The sequence below is a fragment of the Streptomyces sp. NBC_01426 genome (assembly GCF_036231985.1).
Classification (GTDB): Bacteria; Actinomycetota; Actinomycetes; order Streptomycetales; family Streptomycetaceae; genus Streptomyces.
On sequence record NZ_CP109500.1, the window covers coordinates 132,514 to 147,657 of the forward strand.

General features: G+C 67.6%; 19 protein-coding genes. 9 read left to right on the top strand and 10 right to left on the bottom strand.

The window, feature by feature from the left end; genetic code table 11:
• Positions 1-163: 163 nt before the first annotated feature.
• Positions 164-346 (top strand): hypothetical protein, encoded by a 183-nt coding sequence (locus tag OG906_RS00720; protein ID WP_329438930.1) that lies wholly within the window; start codon positions 164-166, stop codon positions 344-346.
• Positions 347-418: 72 nt separating this feature from the next.
• A complete protein-coding gene (locus tag OG906_RS00725; protein WP_329438932.1) occupies positions 419-628 on the top strand; it encodes an SRPBCC family protein in 210 nt (69 codons plus the stop codon).
• A gap of 83 nt (positions 629-711) precedes the next feature.
• On the opposite strand, the gene OG906_RS43540 is transcribed toward OG906_RS00725, so the two are convergent.
• The 7 genes from OG906_RS43540 to OG906_RS00765 all read right to left on the bottom strand — a co-directional run bounded on the left by OG906_RS43540 (position 712) and on the right by OG906_RS00765 (position 4,796).
• Positions 712-1,796 (bottom strand): IS630 family transposase gene (locus tag OG906_RS43540; protein WP_443067335.1). Its coding sequence is split into 2 segments (ribosomal slippage): positions 712-1,343 and positions 1,343-1,796, totalling 1,086 coding nucleotides; the frame shifts between segments, so codons are not numbered across the junction.
• Between the two features lie 160 nt (positions 1,797-1,956).
• On the bottom strand, positions 1,957-2,127 hold the full coding sequence (locus OG906_RS00740) for a CsbD family protein (RefSeq protein WP_329438938.1): 171 nt from the start codon (positions 2,125-2,127) through the stop codon (positions 1,957-1,959).
• A gap of 240 nt (positions 2,128-2,367) precedes the next feature.
• Positions 2,368-2,970 (bottom strand): alkaline shock response membrane anchor protein AmaP, encoded by a 603-nt coding sequence (gene amaP, locus OG906_RS00745; RefSeq protein WP_329438940.1) that lies wholly within the window; start codon positions 2,968-2,970, stop codon positions 2,368-2,370.
• 51 nt (positions 2,971-3,021) lie between these two features.
• Positions 3,022-3,657, bottom strand: coding sequence for a DUF6286 domain-containing protein (locus OG906_RS00750; protein WP_329438942.1), 636 nt, complete (start codon positions 3,655-3,657; stop codon positions 3,022-3,024).
• Between the two features lie 34 nt (positions 3,658-3,691).
• On the bottom strand, positions 3,692-4,036 hold the full coding sequence (locus OG906_RS00755) for a hypothetical protein (protein ID WP_329438944.1): 345 nt from the start codon (positions 4,034-4,036) through the stop codon (positions 3,692-3,694).
• Positions 4,037-4,089: 53 nt separating this feature from the next.
• Positions 4,090-4,269, bottom strand: a complete 180-nt coding sequence (locus OG906_RS00760; protein WP_267803168.1) for a hypothetical protein — start codon at positions 4,267-4,269, stop codon at positions 4,090-4,092.
• 50 nt (positions 4,270-4,319) lie between these two features.
• Positions 4,320-4,796, bottom strand: coding sequence for an Asp23/Gls24 family envelope stress response protein (locus OG906_RS00765; protein ID WP_329438946.1), 477 nt, complete (start codon positions 4,794-4,796; stop codon positions 4,320-4,322).
• A gap of 164 nt (positions 4,797-4,960) precedes the next feature.
• Between OG906_RS00765 and OG906_RS00770 the strand changes: the two genes are divergently transcribed.
• The 4 genes from OG906_RS00770 (at position 4,961) to OG906_RS00785 (ending at position 7,064) form a co-directional block, all read left to right on the top strand.
• Positions 4,961-5,605: an RNA polymerase sigma factor gene (locus tag OG906_RS00770; RefSeq protein WP_329438948.1), complete on the top strand. Its 645-nt coding sequence runs from the start codon at positions 4,961-4,963 to the stop codon at positions 5,603-5,605.
• On the top strand, positions 5,596-6,243 hold the full coding sequence (locus OG906_RS00775; RefSeq protein ID WP_329438950.1) for a hypothetical protein: 648 nt from the start codon (positions 5,596-5,598) through the stop codon (positions 6,241-6,243). The genes OG906_RS00770 and OG906_RS00775 overlap by 10 nt, the downstream gene beginning before the upstream one ends.
• Positions 6,240-6,602 carry a hypothetical protein gene (locus OG906_RS00780; protein ID WP_329438952.1) on the top strand — a complete coding sequence of 121 codons (363 nt, stop codon included), beginning with the start codon at positions 6,240-6,242 and terminating at the stop codon, positions 6,600-6,602. Before OG906_RS00775 ends, OG906_RS00780 begins: the two co-directional genes overlap by 4 nt.
• Positions 6,603-6,908: 306 nt before the next feature.
• On the top strand, positions 6,909-7,064 hold the full coding sequence (locus OG906_RS00785) for a DUF6131 family protein (protein ID WP_267803197.1): 156 nt from the start codon (positions 6,909-6,911) through the stop codon (positions 7,062-7,064).
• 320 nt (positions 7,065-7,384) lie between these two features.
• Here the strand turns inward: OG906_RS00785 and OG906_RS00790 are convergent, their stop codons facing one another.
• Positions 7,385-7,888, bottom strand: coding sequence for an N-acetyltransferase (locus tag OG906_RS00790; RefSeq protein ID WP_329438954.1), 504 nt, complete (start codon positions 7,886-7,888; stop codon positions 7,385-7,387).
• 370 nt (positions 7,889-8,258) lie between these two features.
• Entirely contained in the window at positions 8,259-9,164 is a 906-nt protein-coding gene (locus OG906_RS00795; protein WP_329438956.1) for a ribosome-inactivating family protein, read from the bottom strand.
• Positions 9,165-10,239: 1,075 nt separating this feature from the next.
• Between OG906_RS00795 and chvE the strand changes: the two genes are divergently transcribed.
• A complete protein-coding gene (gene chvE / locus OG906_RS00800; RefSeq protein ID WP_329438959.1) occupies positions 10,240-11,310 on the top strand; it encodes a multiple monosaccharide ABC transporter substrate-binding protein in 1,071 nt (356 codons plus the stop codon).
• 15 nt (positions 11,311-11,325) lie between these two features.
• On the opposite strand, the gene OG906_RS00805 is transcribed toward chvE, so the two are convergent.
• A protein-coding gene (locus OG906_RS00805; RefSeq protein ID WP_443067336.1) for an IS5 family transposase occupies positions 11,326-12,170 on the bottom strand; the annotation gives its coding sequence in 2 pieces (ribosomal slippage) (positions 11,326-11,814 and positions 11,817-12,170; 843 coding nt in all).
• Positions 12,171-12,308: 138 nt separating this feature from the next.
• Here OG906_RS00805 and mmsA point away from each other — a divergent pair.
• On the top strand, positions 12,309-13,856 hold the full coding sequence (gene mmsA / locus OG906_RS00810; protein WP_329438962.1) for a multiple monosaccharide ABC transporter ATP-binding protein: 1,548 nt from the start codon (positions 12,309-12,311) through the stop codon (positions 13,854-13,856).
• Between the two features lie 3 nt (positions 13,857-13,859).
• The gene (mmsB, locus tag OG906_RS00815) at positions 13,860-15,110 is read left to right on the top strand and encodes a multiple monosaccharide ABC transporter permease (RefSeq protein WP_329438964.1); all 1,251 of its coding nucleotides are present in this window, start codon (positions 13,860-13,862) and stop codon (positions 15,108-15,110) included.
• Positions 15,111-15,144: the final 34 nt, after the last annotated feature.

Below are 15,144 nucleotides of genomic sequence, written 5' to 3' on the forward strand. Positions count from 1 at the left end.
AGAACCAGCCGCCAGGCGGGAACCAGCGCCTGACGGTACGAGACCCGGAAGGCGGCCTGTTCACTCTCCACCGGCCAGGCGGCGCACCCCGGCCCCCGTCCACTGGCATGGAACCACCCTCCGACGGGGAGGACGACGACTGACCCCGAGTGTCAGGTACGCGATGTGTGCCGCCCAGGTCGCCGTCCTCCCCGCGATTCCAGAAGACCACGGCATCGACGGAAGACCGCTCGTGGACAAGGCGTCGGACAAGCTGGGAGACGTGACCGACCAGCTCCAGGACGTCGCCGAGGGCAACGGCAAACTTTCCGACGTCGCCGGAATCCATGAAGGCGATGATGGGTAAAGGCCTCAGCGGCATCAAGGACAAGGTGACCGATTCAGCCTCGCAGGTCTTCGGCAAGGCAAGAAAGGCCGCATGAGCGGCGGCAAGGTCATTAACATCGTCGAATTCATCGATGTCGGCCTGCCGCTGCGCACCGTGTACGACCACTGGAGCCAGTACGAGGACTTCAGCGGGTTCGCCAAGGGGGTACGCGACGTATCCCGCAACCATGACACCATCAGCGACTGGAAGCTCAGAGTCGGCCCCTCGACCCGTGGTTGGAAGGCCACCGTCCAGGAGTAGATACCCGATGAGCGGATCGTATGGACCTCTGAACGCGCCAAAGGCAGCACACGCGGCTGCGTCAGCTTCCACGAACTTCACCGTTACTGACCTTGTAGTCGTGGTGTCATAAGGGTGAGGCCGGTGCCGGTGAAGCATCCGTCGATGATGTCGCTGCGGTACTGGATCTGGCGGAGGCCGTGTCGTAGTCGGCGGATGAGGTGGTCGGGGTCGGTGAAGGCGGTGTTGGCCTGGCTGGTCCGGCGGAGTACTGACCAGATGCCTTCCACTGGGTTGAGGTCGGATGCGTAGGGCGGCAGGTGGTAGGCGGTGATCCAGTCCTGGGCATCGATGAAGGCCCGCATGCGGCGATCTTTGTGGACGTTCAAGTTGTCCCAGATGAGGACGATGGGCCCGTCGAGCTGCTGGTGGGCGGCGATGAGGAGGTCGCGGTACTCGGTCCAGGCGAAGCTCTTGCGGCCGCCGCCCTTGTGATCGGTATGCCGTCTGGGCCGGTAGATCAGGCGGGAGCGTTCGCCGGGTTTGTAGCAGCACAGGGCAGCGATGGAGAAGCGACGCTGGGAGCGTCCGCGGACCCGGATGGCCGGCGTGCTGCCACGTCTGGCCCAGGTGCGGGAGGTCGGCGGCGTCATCGAGAATCCGGCTTCGTCCTCGAAGACGATCCAGGCCCCGAGCGCCGCCGCGGTGGTTGCACGTGCGGCCACACGTCCTTCACCCAGCCGGCCACCGCCGCCTCGTCGCGCTCGACGGCACGACGGGCCGGAACCTGATGACTCCAGCCGTGCCGACGCAGCATCTGAGAAATCCCCGATAGCGTCATGGACTTGTGGAACCGCCGCCCGATCAACGTCTTGATCCGGGACAGCGTCCATCTCTGATCAGAACAGCCATGCGCGACCGGACCCTTCGCCAACTCCTCCTCGAGCACGGCGAACAGCGCGTCACTCAGCTTCGGACGGGACGCCGGGCCACGGGAACGAACCCCGCCTTGACCGGCCGCCCGCCAGGCTTGCCGCCACCGCTGAACCGAACGAGCGCTGACCCGTAACTCCTTCGCGATCTCCGTACTGCCCCGCCCCTCGGCGAACATCGCGACCGCTTCCATCCGGACCCGCTCGCGGAAAGCTTGTCTCTCCGCGGTCAGACCCCCACCCTGCGGATACCTCATACACCCGGCATACCGCGACGATCACCAACCGTCAGCCCCCACGACAAGACAACTTCAAGGTCAGTAGAAGGCACGGGTCCTGGACCTGAGCACTGGAGAGGGGCCGGCATCTTCGCCGGCCCTCTCCCCCCACCCGCCTGACGCAGCCCCGCGCAGGTGCTCAGTGCTTCAGCGTGTCTTTGGCCTTCTGCATCGTCTGCTTGGCATCGCCCGCCATCTGTTCGCGGGCCCCCTTCGCCTCCAGGCTCTCGTTTCCGACAACCTGGCCGGTGGTTTCCTTCATCTTGCCCTTGGCCTTCTGGGCCATGTTCTTGACCTTCTTGCCCGACATCCTTGTCACCTCCGCACCGCAGCCTCGGGCGCGGTTCGTAGTTAATCTTCCTGCCTCTACCCTCCTCCGTGACCGTACGACGTTGCCACCACGCTCGGGACGGGGTGGTGGCCCGGCCACGACCGCGGGCGGCCGCCGGTTGAAGACCGACTGGTGAGGTCGGGGATCTGTCACCGTGCCTACCTGCGTCCGCTGCCGCCCGAAAGCCGTCACGCGGCAGCCCAAGGCGCCTCATGCGGTCTATTCGGCGCGGTGCGCCTTGTGCGGGGTGACCCTCAACCGCCCCTTGGCGGGCAGAGCCCGGCCGGTGGACCGGCGGGCCCGCCCCAGCGGCCCGTCGCACAGCGCCTGCAGGACGGGGCCGGGCTCACTGTCGGGAGTCAGCGTGAGATCGACGTGGGCTTCTGGATGGCGAGAGGTGCCATTCATCCGCGCGCGGGCCCGCAGGACGCCGGGCAGATGCTGAACATCGGCTGCCAGGGCGTCGCTGAGGGCGCGCTCACGCAACTCCACACCGTCCGCGGGCGACGGACCCCCGACGGGAATCCGGCCGGGGTGAGTACGGCGCAGTTGTGCCAGAAGCCACCACAGGGCCAGCAGGACGACGATGGCCAGCACGGCGATGACAGTGGGCCACCACCATCCCTCGTCCGTCCAGCGGGTCTGGTCGGGACGGGTGAGCAGGACGGCTCGGGGATCCGTCAGAGGCCAGCCCTGGGGTGGTGCCATGCGCCAGCTCCTGTACAGGTCGAAGCTGCCTGCCAGCATCAGCAGGCCGCCTCCCAGCAGGACGATGCCGGTCAGGGCCAGCAGGATTCGGTTGACTGCGGATTTCCTCTTCATGGGATCCGTCTCCTGTCTCTCGCTCGGCAGCGAGCCCCCGTGGACGAGTAGCTACTTGCTGCGTGGGCGAACTCGAATGGCGAGCCGGGGAGGACGGACCAGGGTGAGCCGGTTGAGCTCCGCCTGAAGAGCGAGCAGCAGGTCGGCCTTGACATCGGCGGGGGCGCGGAAGCGCGCGTCCGCGCGCACCCTGATGCGGTTCCTGTAGATCCGGACCTTCGCGGCGCTGACGCCAGGTACGCGCATGGCGGCATCCCGCAGGAGCAGTGCCGCGGCGTCGCGGTCCAGTGTGGCTCGCAAGTCCGCGTCGGGTGTTTCCATGGGCATCTCCCGGCGCAGGCCGGGGGTGAGTGCCAGAACCAGCAACCACAGGCCGAGAAGGGCGATGACGGCGGCGACGATCTGTATCCGGACATCATCCATTGGCCGGGTGGCCAGTTCGTTCGCGAGACGTACACGCCAACCCGAGGCGGGCTGTCCGGCGCGAACCCTGACGATGTCGAACAAGAGTGTTCCCGCCACAGCCCCGACGAGCAGCGCTGTCAGCGCGGCGGGTATGCGACGGGCGGACCAGGGACGCCTCGCTTTCGAGTGCGGGCCAGGCCGAGGTTTCTCGGTCACCAGCCCGACCGTGCGGGAGGTGACCGTGTCGGGTTCGGCGGGCTTTTCCGTCGTGTCGCGTTTCATCCCGGCTCTCCTTCCCGGTGGACAGGCGGTCCGGTTACTTCACGCGTCGGCTACCCAGGCCTTCGGCGGGAACCAAGTGCGCGATGTCGAGAGTGCATTCGGTGACCCGCATCCCGGTCAGCTGGGCTACCCGCTCGCTGACGTACTGCTGCACATGCCGCGAGGCATCGGAGACGTCTATCGGATAGGGCAGGTCCATCGTGAGCCCCAGCCGCGCGGTACCGCCGCCGGCGGTGACCGAAGCGCGTGGGGCGTTCATCTTCGCGGACGCCTGCGCGGTCTCCGTATGGGTGGCGAGTGCCTCCCGTGCCGCGCGCGCCGCGATACGGGCCACGACCCTTTCCGGGATCACCGTCGCACCGCGCTCGGCTGCCGCCACGGGCGGCGCGGAGCGGGCTGCCGTTCCGGACAGGGGGTGGGCTGTTTGCGAGGTCACTGCCGGTCCCGGGACCGCGTGAAGTCGGACAGCTCAAGGTCACCCTGCAGCATGCGGCCGATAATCAGGCCTACCAAACCCAAGAACGCCACCAGCAGGAACGCCCAGAAGCCGCCGAAGAAGGCGGCGAAGCCCAGGGCCATGCCGGCCAGCAGGCCCACGGTTGCTGCGTTCATTTCACTCACCTGGATTTCACGTCGATGTGTCTCGACTCGGGTGCCGAGGATTACTGCACGCGGCTCTCGCCTTCCTCCTCGTCTTCCTCATCGGGGAGATGGACGTCGTCGACGGTGATGTTCACCTCGACGACTTCAAGGCCGGTCATGCGTTCCACGGCCGTGATGACGCTGTTGCGGACTTCGCCGGCGATGTCCACGATGGCAACGCCGTACTCCACGACCACGTCCAGATCGACGGCCGCCTGCCGCTCGCCCACCTCGACTTTCACGCCTCGCGACACGCTGGGCTTACCCCCCGGAACCTTGTCTGTGACGGCTCCGAGCGTGCGAGCCATCCCGGAGCCGAGACTGTGGATGCCCGGCACCTCGCGTGTGGCCATTCCCGCGATCTTTTCGACGACGCTGTCGGCGATCGAGGTCCTACCTCGCGTCTCGGGCGCCGTCCCGGAGCCTGTACGGCCCGTGAGTGCCTTGCCCGCGGGGCGGGAATCACCGCCTGCGGTGGGGTTGATGATGTCCGACATGAGGACCTCCCCATGGTGTCCTGGCAGCGCCGTTGAGGCGCCCTCATGTGTTGGACACATCGCACGAACATTCCTCACTCCTCGCCCTGCGGCCACACCGCCTACGATCGAAGAGTGCGTACGTCAGGCCGCGACCGACGTCTTCGGCAGAAGGGCAGCGGCGGATGCGCAACCAGACCGGCCCGTCACCCCTGCACGGCACGACCCGCCCGCTGCGGCCGGCGCCGCGAACCCTCGCATGCCTTGCCGCAGCGCCGGATACCTTGCGCGACGCGGACGACAGGGTGCTGGCGATCCGGGCTTCCGAAGGAGACGAAGAAGCCTTCGCCCTCCTGGTCCGCCGGCACAGCAGCCGTCTCCTTGCTCTCGCCCAATATCTGCTCGGCAATCGAGCGGACGCCGAGGACGCAGTACAAGACGCCTTCCTCAGCGCCTGGAGGCGGCTTCCGGATTTCCGCCACACCTCCTCCTTCGGCACATGGATGTACCGCATCGTGACGAATTGCTGCCTCAACGCCCTGCGCAACCGGCCTCAGCCGCTGTCCCTGGACGCGGTCCCCGAACCCCCCGCGGTGGACGCGGACAGCTCGCCACCCCGCATGGCCGAGACGAGAGCCGCGGCAGCCGCACTCATGCGAGCGCTCCTGGAGATTGGACCCGAGCTGCGCGTGTGCTGGGTCCTGAGGGAGCTACACGGCCTGCACTACGAGGAGATCGCCCTCGTGGTGGGCACCACCGAACAAACGGTGCGCGGCAGACTCTTCCGCGCACGACGCGCTTTGATGGAGGCGATGCGCCCATGGCGCTAGACGACCCGCACCCGACCTCCGCGGCCCAGACCAACCCGCCTCCGCACTCCGATGCCGAGCGGCTTGCCGGCTCAGCGCTACTGCCCTGCGGACGCCTCCTCGGGCACGCCTGGGAACAGGCCCGCACCCCTGCCAGGGCCGCCGACCCGCACACCAACCACTGTCCCTACTGCCGCGAAGCCATCGAGGGATTGACATCCCTGGACCGGGCCACCCATGCCTTGCGCGGCGAGGAACAGCCTGATGGCCACAGCCTCGCCAACAGAGTGATCAACGCTGTTCGGGCCGAGGCGAGGCTGGGTGCCATGCTGCTGCTGAACGACCCCGGACGCGACCTGCGGATAGCCGAGACCGCGGCCGCGAAGATACTGCGCCGAGCAGCCGACACCGTCCCCGGGACCCGCGCCGCCAGCTGCCGGCTGATCCCCGAACAGAGCGGCCAAGCGCTCCATGTCGCCGCCATCACCCTGTCCACCACGCTCGACCAGCCGTTGCGAGAGAGGGCCGAAGCCGTACGCCAAGCCGTTCTCCACGTGGCTCAGAACGTCCTGGGCCTCGCCGTCACCGCCGTCAACGTGGAAGTCACCGGCGTACTGGAACGCTCCCGCCGAACACAGCCTGAACCGAGTGAACGATGACCGCCACTTCCTGGGAAGGCATTGCCCGGGCCGCAGCAGCGGCTGCCCTCGACGTTCCAGGCGTGGACGCACTTCAGCCCGCGCTGTCCGATCGACTCGCTCTCGCCGCATCGCGTGCGCGCCACGCCATGACCACGCCGGACAAGCCGCCCCGCGAAGTGGCCGGCATCCGCTGCCGAAGTACCCCGGACGGCGGCTGCCACGTGGAAGTGCGGTGCATCCTGCACACCGACCGCCGCGTCGTGGACATCGCCCGGCAGGTACGCGACGAGGTAAAGACCGCTGTCACCGCCTGTCTCGTCCAGCGTCGAACAGTCGGATCGGTGACCGTCCTCGTCACGGTCACCCGAACCGTCTGAATGCGACTGGACTCGACATCGGATGCCGCGAATGACAGAACCCACTGGCACGAACAGACGTCAGGCCGACGTCTACCAGCCCTGGAGCAGCCTCCCCCGGCCCGGCGCAGGAAGCTCGCCCCTCGCGGCTGGAAGACGGGGCCGAGCACACCGAACGTGGAGGGGATGCACCGGCCAATGGTTCCTGTCACCGGCCAAGAGGGTGATCATGTCGGCTCCGGGTATGCGCCCTGCGGAGAAGTTGGCGCCAACGTACTGGCGCCCCTCCAGGCGGAACGCAAACCCTCAGTACAACTGGAGGACACCATGATCGTCCTCGGCGTCATTCTTCTCATCGTCGGTTTCCTCACGAGCATCAGCATCCTGTGGACAATCGGCATCATCCTCGTCGTCATCGGAGTCATCCTATGGATCGTGGGCGCCCTCGGTCACTCCGTCGGAGGCCGTAAGCATTACTGGTGAAGCACCACCACCCACCACAGCATCAACGGAGGTGTGAGAGACTCCGCTCCCCTCGGTGGCCCACGTGGCACTCTCGCGAGTACGCACTCCTTACGGCGGCGCCGTTCACCGCCATACCGACGGCAGACCCGCGTAGACGAGATCCGGTCGCCGCCGAGGAGCGTGGCACGCCACAGCCGAAGTCGCCCGACTCATCCCAAACCGGGCGGTGCGCGACTCCGACGGCAACGCGCGACCCGACCGGTCTTCAGCCGCCGCAGCCTGGCAATCGGGACGGCCGTTCGAGCACCAAGCCACCAGAGCATTACGACAAAGGCTACTTACGCGTCGGGGTGCTTCGGCAGGGCGAGCCAGTCCGACCAGGAGATCTCCCGGCCGAGGAAGCGCGGCTGCTCAAACGGCCAGTCGGCGGCGATCCACTGAGGCACCAGCTCGTCGAGGGCCTGCTCGACCTTGCTACCCACCAGCTCGTCCACCACCCACCAGGAGATATCGCCGTCCGCGCCGGCCCTCTCCGGTGGGTCGATGTAGACGCAGCCGAGCAGAGCTGTCTCCGCCGCGTCGAACAGCGCGTAGTTGAAAGACTGGTGTGCGGCGATCTCCTTCTCGTGTCGCAACAGGTCGGCCTGGTCGGCCTCGTAGGTCATGGTGGCCGCGGGCCAGCCCCAGGCTGGGCCGTAGATGGTCCACAGCCGCTCGCGCGAACCCATCACAGCCGGATAGTCGAGTGGGGTGTCCGCCTCCCGAATAGGCCGCAAGTGATGACCGCTGCCCGGCAGCGGTACCAGGACGGGATGGACGAAGTTATCGGGGAGCCAGCTCATGGCGCCCGACCGTAGCAGCGCGCGGCCGTCCGCTCCCCTGGATTTTCCCCGCATACCGCCAGGCCCTGCTCTCATGCTGGGCAGTGCCCGCGATCACCTCGGTGTCGTCTACGCGCAGACGTCCACCGGCACTGTCGATCTTCCCTGGCGCCATGCCGGCCTCACGTCGCCCCCTCCGGTGAGATGGCAGGTCCATCCGCGGCGTCCCGGTGCGGTACGTGAACGCGATCGAGTCGACCGCCTCCCGGTGATCACGCCACCACCCACCCGCCTCGGCGCCCGATCCGGAAGGAACGCCCGAATCAGCGCCCGCTGCACGTCAGCCAACGACACACATCAACCAATGATCAGATGGTCCGAAGGAAGCGCCCTAGAGCAGCGCCTCAGAGCCGTGGAGCTCTACGTAGCCGACGACCCGCCGCATGCCGGCGAAGCTCGTGACGTTGTTCCCGATCACCCGCACCGAGGCCGGCTGACCCGTGCGCCAGTTGTGCGCTGCCCGGGAGAGGGCACCCCACTGATTCTCCAGCTGGGCGTAGTCCGGGCTGAGCTGGTAGGCGGTGAAGCCGTTGATGTTGCCGTAGACGCGGTTCAGGATCGGTCCGAAGCGGGCGGCTTCCGAGAAGATGGTGATCGCCATCAGCATGCCCCGGTCGGCGCGCGTCTCGTCCCAGTCCCCGATGTTGTGCAGGTCGCGGAGCGCGTTGAAGATGTTGGTGGAGCCGAGGTACAGGTTCTCGCGGGTGGACCCGCCGTTCAGGCTGGCGTAGCTGCCGTTGCGCGGCATGAGGCGGGCCGTCACGCCGAGGTCCTGCTGGAACTGCCCCTGCCGGCCGTCCTGGAAGGCCCAGTGCCGGTTGGTGCCGGGTGAGTAGAAGCCCGCGACGTAGAGGTTGTCGGCCCACAGGTAGACGGAGACCAGGTCGGCCCCCTCGTTGCGCACCCGTACCTGGATCAGCCGGTTGGTGTTGCGCGTGGTCTGCTCGACGAGCCCGCTGCCGTCATCGGTCGAATCGCCGTAGCTGTTGCGGTGGATCGCGTCGATCAGGTTCCAGTAACGGTTGGCGTGTTCACCCGCCCCGTTGGTGATGCCGGTGATGTCCCAGTCGATGATGGGCCAGGCCGCGGGCTGCGGCTGGGGCTGGGCCTGGACCCGGCTCACCCCGGCCGGCCTGCCGTCGGGGGCGGCCTCCGCGGAGGCCGTGACGGCCGTGGAGGCAAGGATCGCGGTGGCGGCCGTCAGCGACAGCAGCGCGAAGTAGGTCTTCTTGAACACGGTTCCCTCTCGAATGGCCAGGTCCAGACGGGGTGTGGTCGACCACCGCGGCTGGACGCGAAGCGGGCATGTGCCGCCTCGATTCAGCATGTGCGCGCTCCCGCAGCGCCGTTGCCCCCCAGCGCACGCCCTCTGTCCCGTACGCGCACGGGACGGACGGCGAGCTCGCCGGGAACCTCCACGCTTCGGAGTCATGGTCGAGACCATGACCGCCCCCCGTTTCCTGGTGCCACTGGCACGTCGGATCCTCCGGCACGTCGCTGCCCATCCACTTCGCCGCCCGCACCTGCGGACCGGCGGTCCTGCTCCACACTTGCGCCCCCTGCCGTGAGCAGCGCGGTCTCGTACCGAGGTGGCCGCCCCTGAAAGCCTCCTGATAGCGAGCACCGTAAGTGCCCGCGCTGTCGGTGAGCAGCCCGTCGGTTGCCGCCCCGATGACGACGCCCATCTCCCCCGCCTCGGCCGCAACGCTCGATACACCGCGCCGAGGAAGGCGTAAGCCGAACCCGACGCCGGCGTGATGATCAGGTCAGTCGGAGAATCACAACGTCACCACCAGGGCGAACGTCCCCGATGAACTCTGGGCCCCCATGCGAGCAGCCCCGCCGGCGGTGACGATGCCGAGACCTGACGAGGCACCGGCGCCATTGCGGCGCACGCGTACGCGCAAACCCGCGTCGCGCAGCCGGTCGAGTGCACGCCACACCTCGGCAGGACCGCCACGGGCCGCAGGCGAGGTGCCGCCCCGTTTGCGCTCGGAGCGTTTGGGGTTCGACGGCTTCGTCGATGAGGACTCCGGCGCGAGGCACACCCGTCGACCGGGTTCTCTGCGATGCCCCCGGGCTCGCGGAGCTTACGCAAAGGTGATCCCAGGGGTCTTGACGGCACAGTTGTGAGCGTTAACACTCTTGTAACGCCAGGCCAGAGGAGTGCGGCCGGGTCATGCACCCCCCGGCCGGCACAGCCCACGGCGCCGACCGGAAACACCCGGGCCGCGCCAGGCCGGGCCCCTCGTCACGCCGAGTCGCGGCGTATCACTGGAGGAATCGTGCGAAGAATCTCGACAGGTTTCGTTGTGGCGGCCCTCGGCCTGACACTGGCGGGTTGCGGCCAGAGCGCGAACGGCGCCGGGAGCGATGCGGACGGGGGCGACGCCAAGGGGGGCCTGGTCGGGATCGCCATGCCGACCAAGTCCTCCGAACGCTGGATCAACGACGGCGCCAACATGGTCAAGCAATTCCAGGCCAAGGGCTACAAGACGGACCTCCAGTTCGGCGACAACGTCGTGGAGAACCAGGTCGCCCAGGTCGAGAACATGATCACCAAGGGTGCCAAGCTTCTGGTGATCGCCCCGATCGACGGCTCCTCGCTCAGCGACGTGCTCCAGAAGGCCGCCGACGCGAAGATCCGGGTCATCTCCTATGACCGCCTGATCCGCGGTACCGGGGACGTCGACTACTACGCCACCTTCGACAACTACAAGGTCGGCGTCCTGCAGGCCACGTACATCACCGACCGGCTCGGTCTCCGGGACGGCAAGGGCCCCTTCAACATCGAGCTCTTCGCCGGATCGCCGGACGACAACAACGCCGCGTTCTTCTACCAGGGCGCCATGAGCGTCCTGCGGCCCCACATCGATGCCAAGAAGCTCGTGGTCAGGAGCGGCCAGACGGAGTTCGCCCAGGCGGCCACCCTGCGCTGGGACGGCGGCGTGGCCCAGTCCCGGATGGACAACCTGCTCAGCAAGGCCTACTCGTCCGCCACCGTCGACGCGGTGCTCTCGCCCTACGACGGCATATCCATCGGCGTCGTGTCCTCCCTCAAGGGAGTCGGCTACGGCGGGGCGGGCAAGCCGCTGCCCATCGTCACCGGCCAGGATGCCGAACTCGCCTCCGTGAAGTCCATCATCGCCGGCGAACAGACCCAGACCGTGTACAAGGACACCCGCGAACTCGCCAAGGTGGCCGTGCAGATGGGTGACGCACTGCTCACCGGCCGAAAGCCCGAAGTCAACGACACCAAGCAATACGACAACGGGGTGAAGGTCGTTCCCTCCTACCTGTTGCAGCCGGTCAGCGTCGACAAGGAGAACTACCGGAAGCTGCTCGTCGACTCCGGGCAGTACACCGCCGGCCAGCTGAACTAGGCCGTTTCCTTCGGATCATCTCGCTGACCAGATGAAGATGGCTGCGAGGTGGAGTCCGGCGAGGTAGATGGTGGCGGTCTTGTCGTAGCGGGTGGCCAGGCCGCGCCATTGTTTGAGCTTGTTGATGCAGCGCTCGACGGTGTTCCGCTGCTTGTAGGCCTCGCGGTCGAAGGCGGGGGGACGGCCGCCGAGTCGGCCGAGACGTTTGCGGTTGGCGGCCTGGTCGGCGGGCTGTGGGATCACCGCCCGGATTCCGCGGCGCCGCAGGTGGGAGCGGATCGCGCGGGACGAGTAGGCCTTGTCGGCCAGGACCACGTCCGGTCGCTCTCTCGGCCTGCCGACCGGCCGCGGAACCCGTAATCGGGCCATGACCTTTGGGAACGCGGGTGCGTCACCGGCCTGGCCGGGTGTGATGAGGAAGGCCAGAGGCCGGCAGCGGTTGTCGGCGGCCAGATGGATTTTCGTGGTCAGTCCGCCGCGGGACCGTCCGAGGGCATGGTCGGCGGGCTCGCCGTCCGGGGCCCCTTTTGACGGGCCCCGGCGGCGTGCTGATGGGCACGGACGATGGTGGAGTCGACCGCGACGACCCAGTCCAAATCGCCTTCGGCGTCGGCCTGGGCGAGCAGGGCGGTGAAGACCTTCTCCCAGGTCCCGTCCGCGGCCCACTTCCGCAGCCGGTTGTGGGCTCCCTTCCACGACCCGAAGTGCTCGGGCAGGTCCATCCACGGTGTCCCGGTCCGGTACTTGAACGCGATCGCGTCGATCACCTGCCGGTGATCACGCCACCGCCCACCCCGCTTCGGCGTCCGCTCCGGCAGCAACGGCTCGATCCGCGCCCACTGCGCGTCAGTCAACGACACACATCAACCAACGATCAGATGATCCGAAGGAAACGGCCTAGCCGCCCCCGGGCCCACCCACCGGGGCCGAAGAGCCGGTGATGCGGCGCCGCCCCGACCCGCCCGCCGCATCACCCCCAGTCGAACGGACCCACCACCATGGCCGGACCCGTCCTTGAGATGCGGTCGATCAGCAAGTCCTTCCCCGGCGTCAAGGCACTGTCGGACGTCAATCTGAACGTCGCCGCCGGCGAGGTCCACGCCATCTGCGGCGAGAACGGGGCAGGCAAGTCCACCCTGATGAAGGTTCTCAGCGGCGTGCACCCGCACGGTTCCTACGAGGGCGAGATCCGGTTCCAGGGCGAACCCTGCGTCTTCGGCGACATCCGGGCCAGCGAGCGACGCGGCATTGTGATCATTCATCAGGAACTTGCGCTCATACCCTACTTGTCCATCGCCGAGAACATCTTCCTCGGCAACGAACACGCCTCGCGTGGCTTCATCAGCTGGCACCGAACGCTCACCCACGCCCAATCCCTGCTCGAACGCGTGGGTCTGCCGGACAACCCACAGACCCGCGTCGCGGACATCGGCGTGGGCAAGCAGCAACTCGTCGAGATCGCCAAGGCCCTCGCCAAGGAGGTCAAGCTGCTGATCCTGGACGAACCCACGGCCGCGCTCAACGACGAGGACAGTCGCAAACTGCTCGACCTCATCATCGAGCTCAAGGCCCAGGGCATCGCCTGCATCGTCATCTCGCACAAGCTGAACGAGATCGCGCGCGTCGCCGACGCCGTGACCATCCTGCGCGACGGCCGCACCATCGAGACCATCTCGGTCGAAGCCGAGGGCATCTCCGAGGACCGCATCATCCGCGCGATGGTGGGCCGCGACCTGGAGCACCGCTATCCCGAGCGCACTCCGGACATCGGCGAAGTCGCGCTGACCGTCGAGGACTGGACCGTCCTGCACCCGATCGACGTGCACCGCAAGGTGGTCGACGGAGCGTCGATCACGGTCCGGCGCGGCGAGATCGTCGGCATGGCGGGCCTGATGGGCGCGGGCCGGACCGAGCTCGCGATGAGCGTCTTCGGCCGCTCCTACGGACGCCGCACCGGCGGCCGGGTCCTGCTCGACGGCAAGGAGATACGTACCCGCACGGTCCCCGAGGCGATCGCCCACGGCCTCGCGTACGTCACCGAAGACCGCAAGCACCTCGGGCTCAACCTCTCGGAGGACATCCGTCGCAACATCTCGCTGAGCGCGCTCGGCAAGGTCTCCCGCCGGGGCTGGGTGAACGAGCACGAGGAGACCCGTGTGGCGGAGAGGTACCGCAGGACCATGAACATCAAGGCGCCCTCGGTGTTCGGGGAGACCGGCAAGCTCAGCGGCGGAAACCAACAGAAGGTCGTCCTCAGCAAGTGGATCTTCTCCGATCCCGAGGTGCTCATCCTCGACGAGCCGACCCGGGGCATCGACATCGGTGCGAAGGCCGAGATCTACGCGGTGATCGCGGAACTCGCAGCCCAGGGCAAGGCCGTGCTGGTGATCTCCTCCGAACTGCCGGAGCTGCTCGGCTTGTGCGACCGCATCTACACCATGGCCGAGGGGCGCATCACCGGTGAGACGACCCGAGCGGACGCGACCCAGGAATCCCTCATGCGCCTCATGACCGTGGGCGCCGCAACCCAGAACGAGCAGGTGTGACGCATGACCCAGATCCAGGACCCCGCCCTTGACGCCGGGGGCGCCGCCCCCGACGGGAGCAAGGGCAGCGGCACACCGGAAGGTCCGCGCGCCCTCCTCGTGCACCTCTTGCGCGGCAACATCCGGCAGTACGGCATGCTGGTCGCCCTCGCGCTGATCATCGTACTGTTCCAGATCTGGACCGACGGAACACTGCTCAAGCCGCTCAACGTCACCAATCTGATCCAGCAGAACGGCTACATCCTGATCCTGGCCATCGGGATGATGATCGTCATCATCGCCGGCCACATCGATCTGTCGGTCGGCTCTCTGGCCGCCTTCGTCGGAGCCGCCGCCGCGGTGATGATGGTGCAGCACGACATATCCTGGCCCGTGGCTTCCGCCGTCGCGCTCCTCATAGGGGCCGCGGCCGGAGCATGGCAGGGCTTCTGGATCGCCTACGTGGGCATCCCGTCGTTCATCGTGACCCTCGCGGGCATGCTGCTCTTCCGGGGCGGGACGCAGATCCTGCTCCAGGGCCAGTCGGTGGCCCCCTTCCCGCAGGGCTTCCGTCAGATCAGCAGCGGCTTCCTACCGGAGGCCGGCCCGCACACGAACTACCACAACCTCACCCTGCTGCTGGGCTTCGGCGTGCTCGCGCTGGCCGTCGTACAGGAGCTCCGGGGCCGCCGCCAGGCCGCCTCCTACGGCCTGCGGCTGCTGCCCACCGGCCTGTTCCTCGTCAAACTGGCGGCGATCACCACCGCGGTGACGGTCTTCACCCTGCTGCTCGCGAGCTACCACGGCTTCCCGATCGTGCTGCTCATCCTCGGGGTGCTCCTGGTCGCCTTCGGATACGTGATGCGCAACTCCGTCCTGGGACGCCACACGTACGCCATCGGCGGCAACGAGCCCGCCGCCAGGCTGTCCGGCGTCAAGAGCAAGCGGATCGTCTTCCTCGCCTTCGTCAACATGGGCGTCCTGGCGGCGCTGGCCGGGCTGGTCTTCGCGGCCCGCCTCAACGCGGGTACGCCGCAGGCGGGCATCAACTTCGAACTGGAGGCGATCGCAGCGGCCTTCATCGGCGGCGCCTCCGCTTCCGGCGGTGTCGGCACCGTGCTCGGCGCCATCATCGGCGGTCTCGTGCTGGGCGTGCTGAACAACGGCATGTCACTCGTCGGCATCGGCACCGACTACCAGCAGGTCATCAAGGGGCTCGTGTTGTTGGCGGCGGTCGGTTTCGACGTGTGGAACAAGCGCAAGGTCGGCTCCTGAAGGTCGCCGCTCGACCACGGTTCGCCCCGGCCCG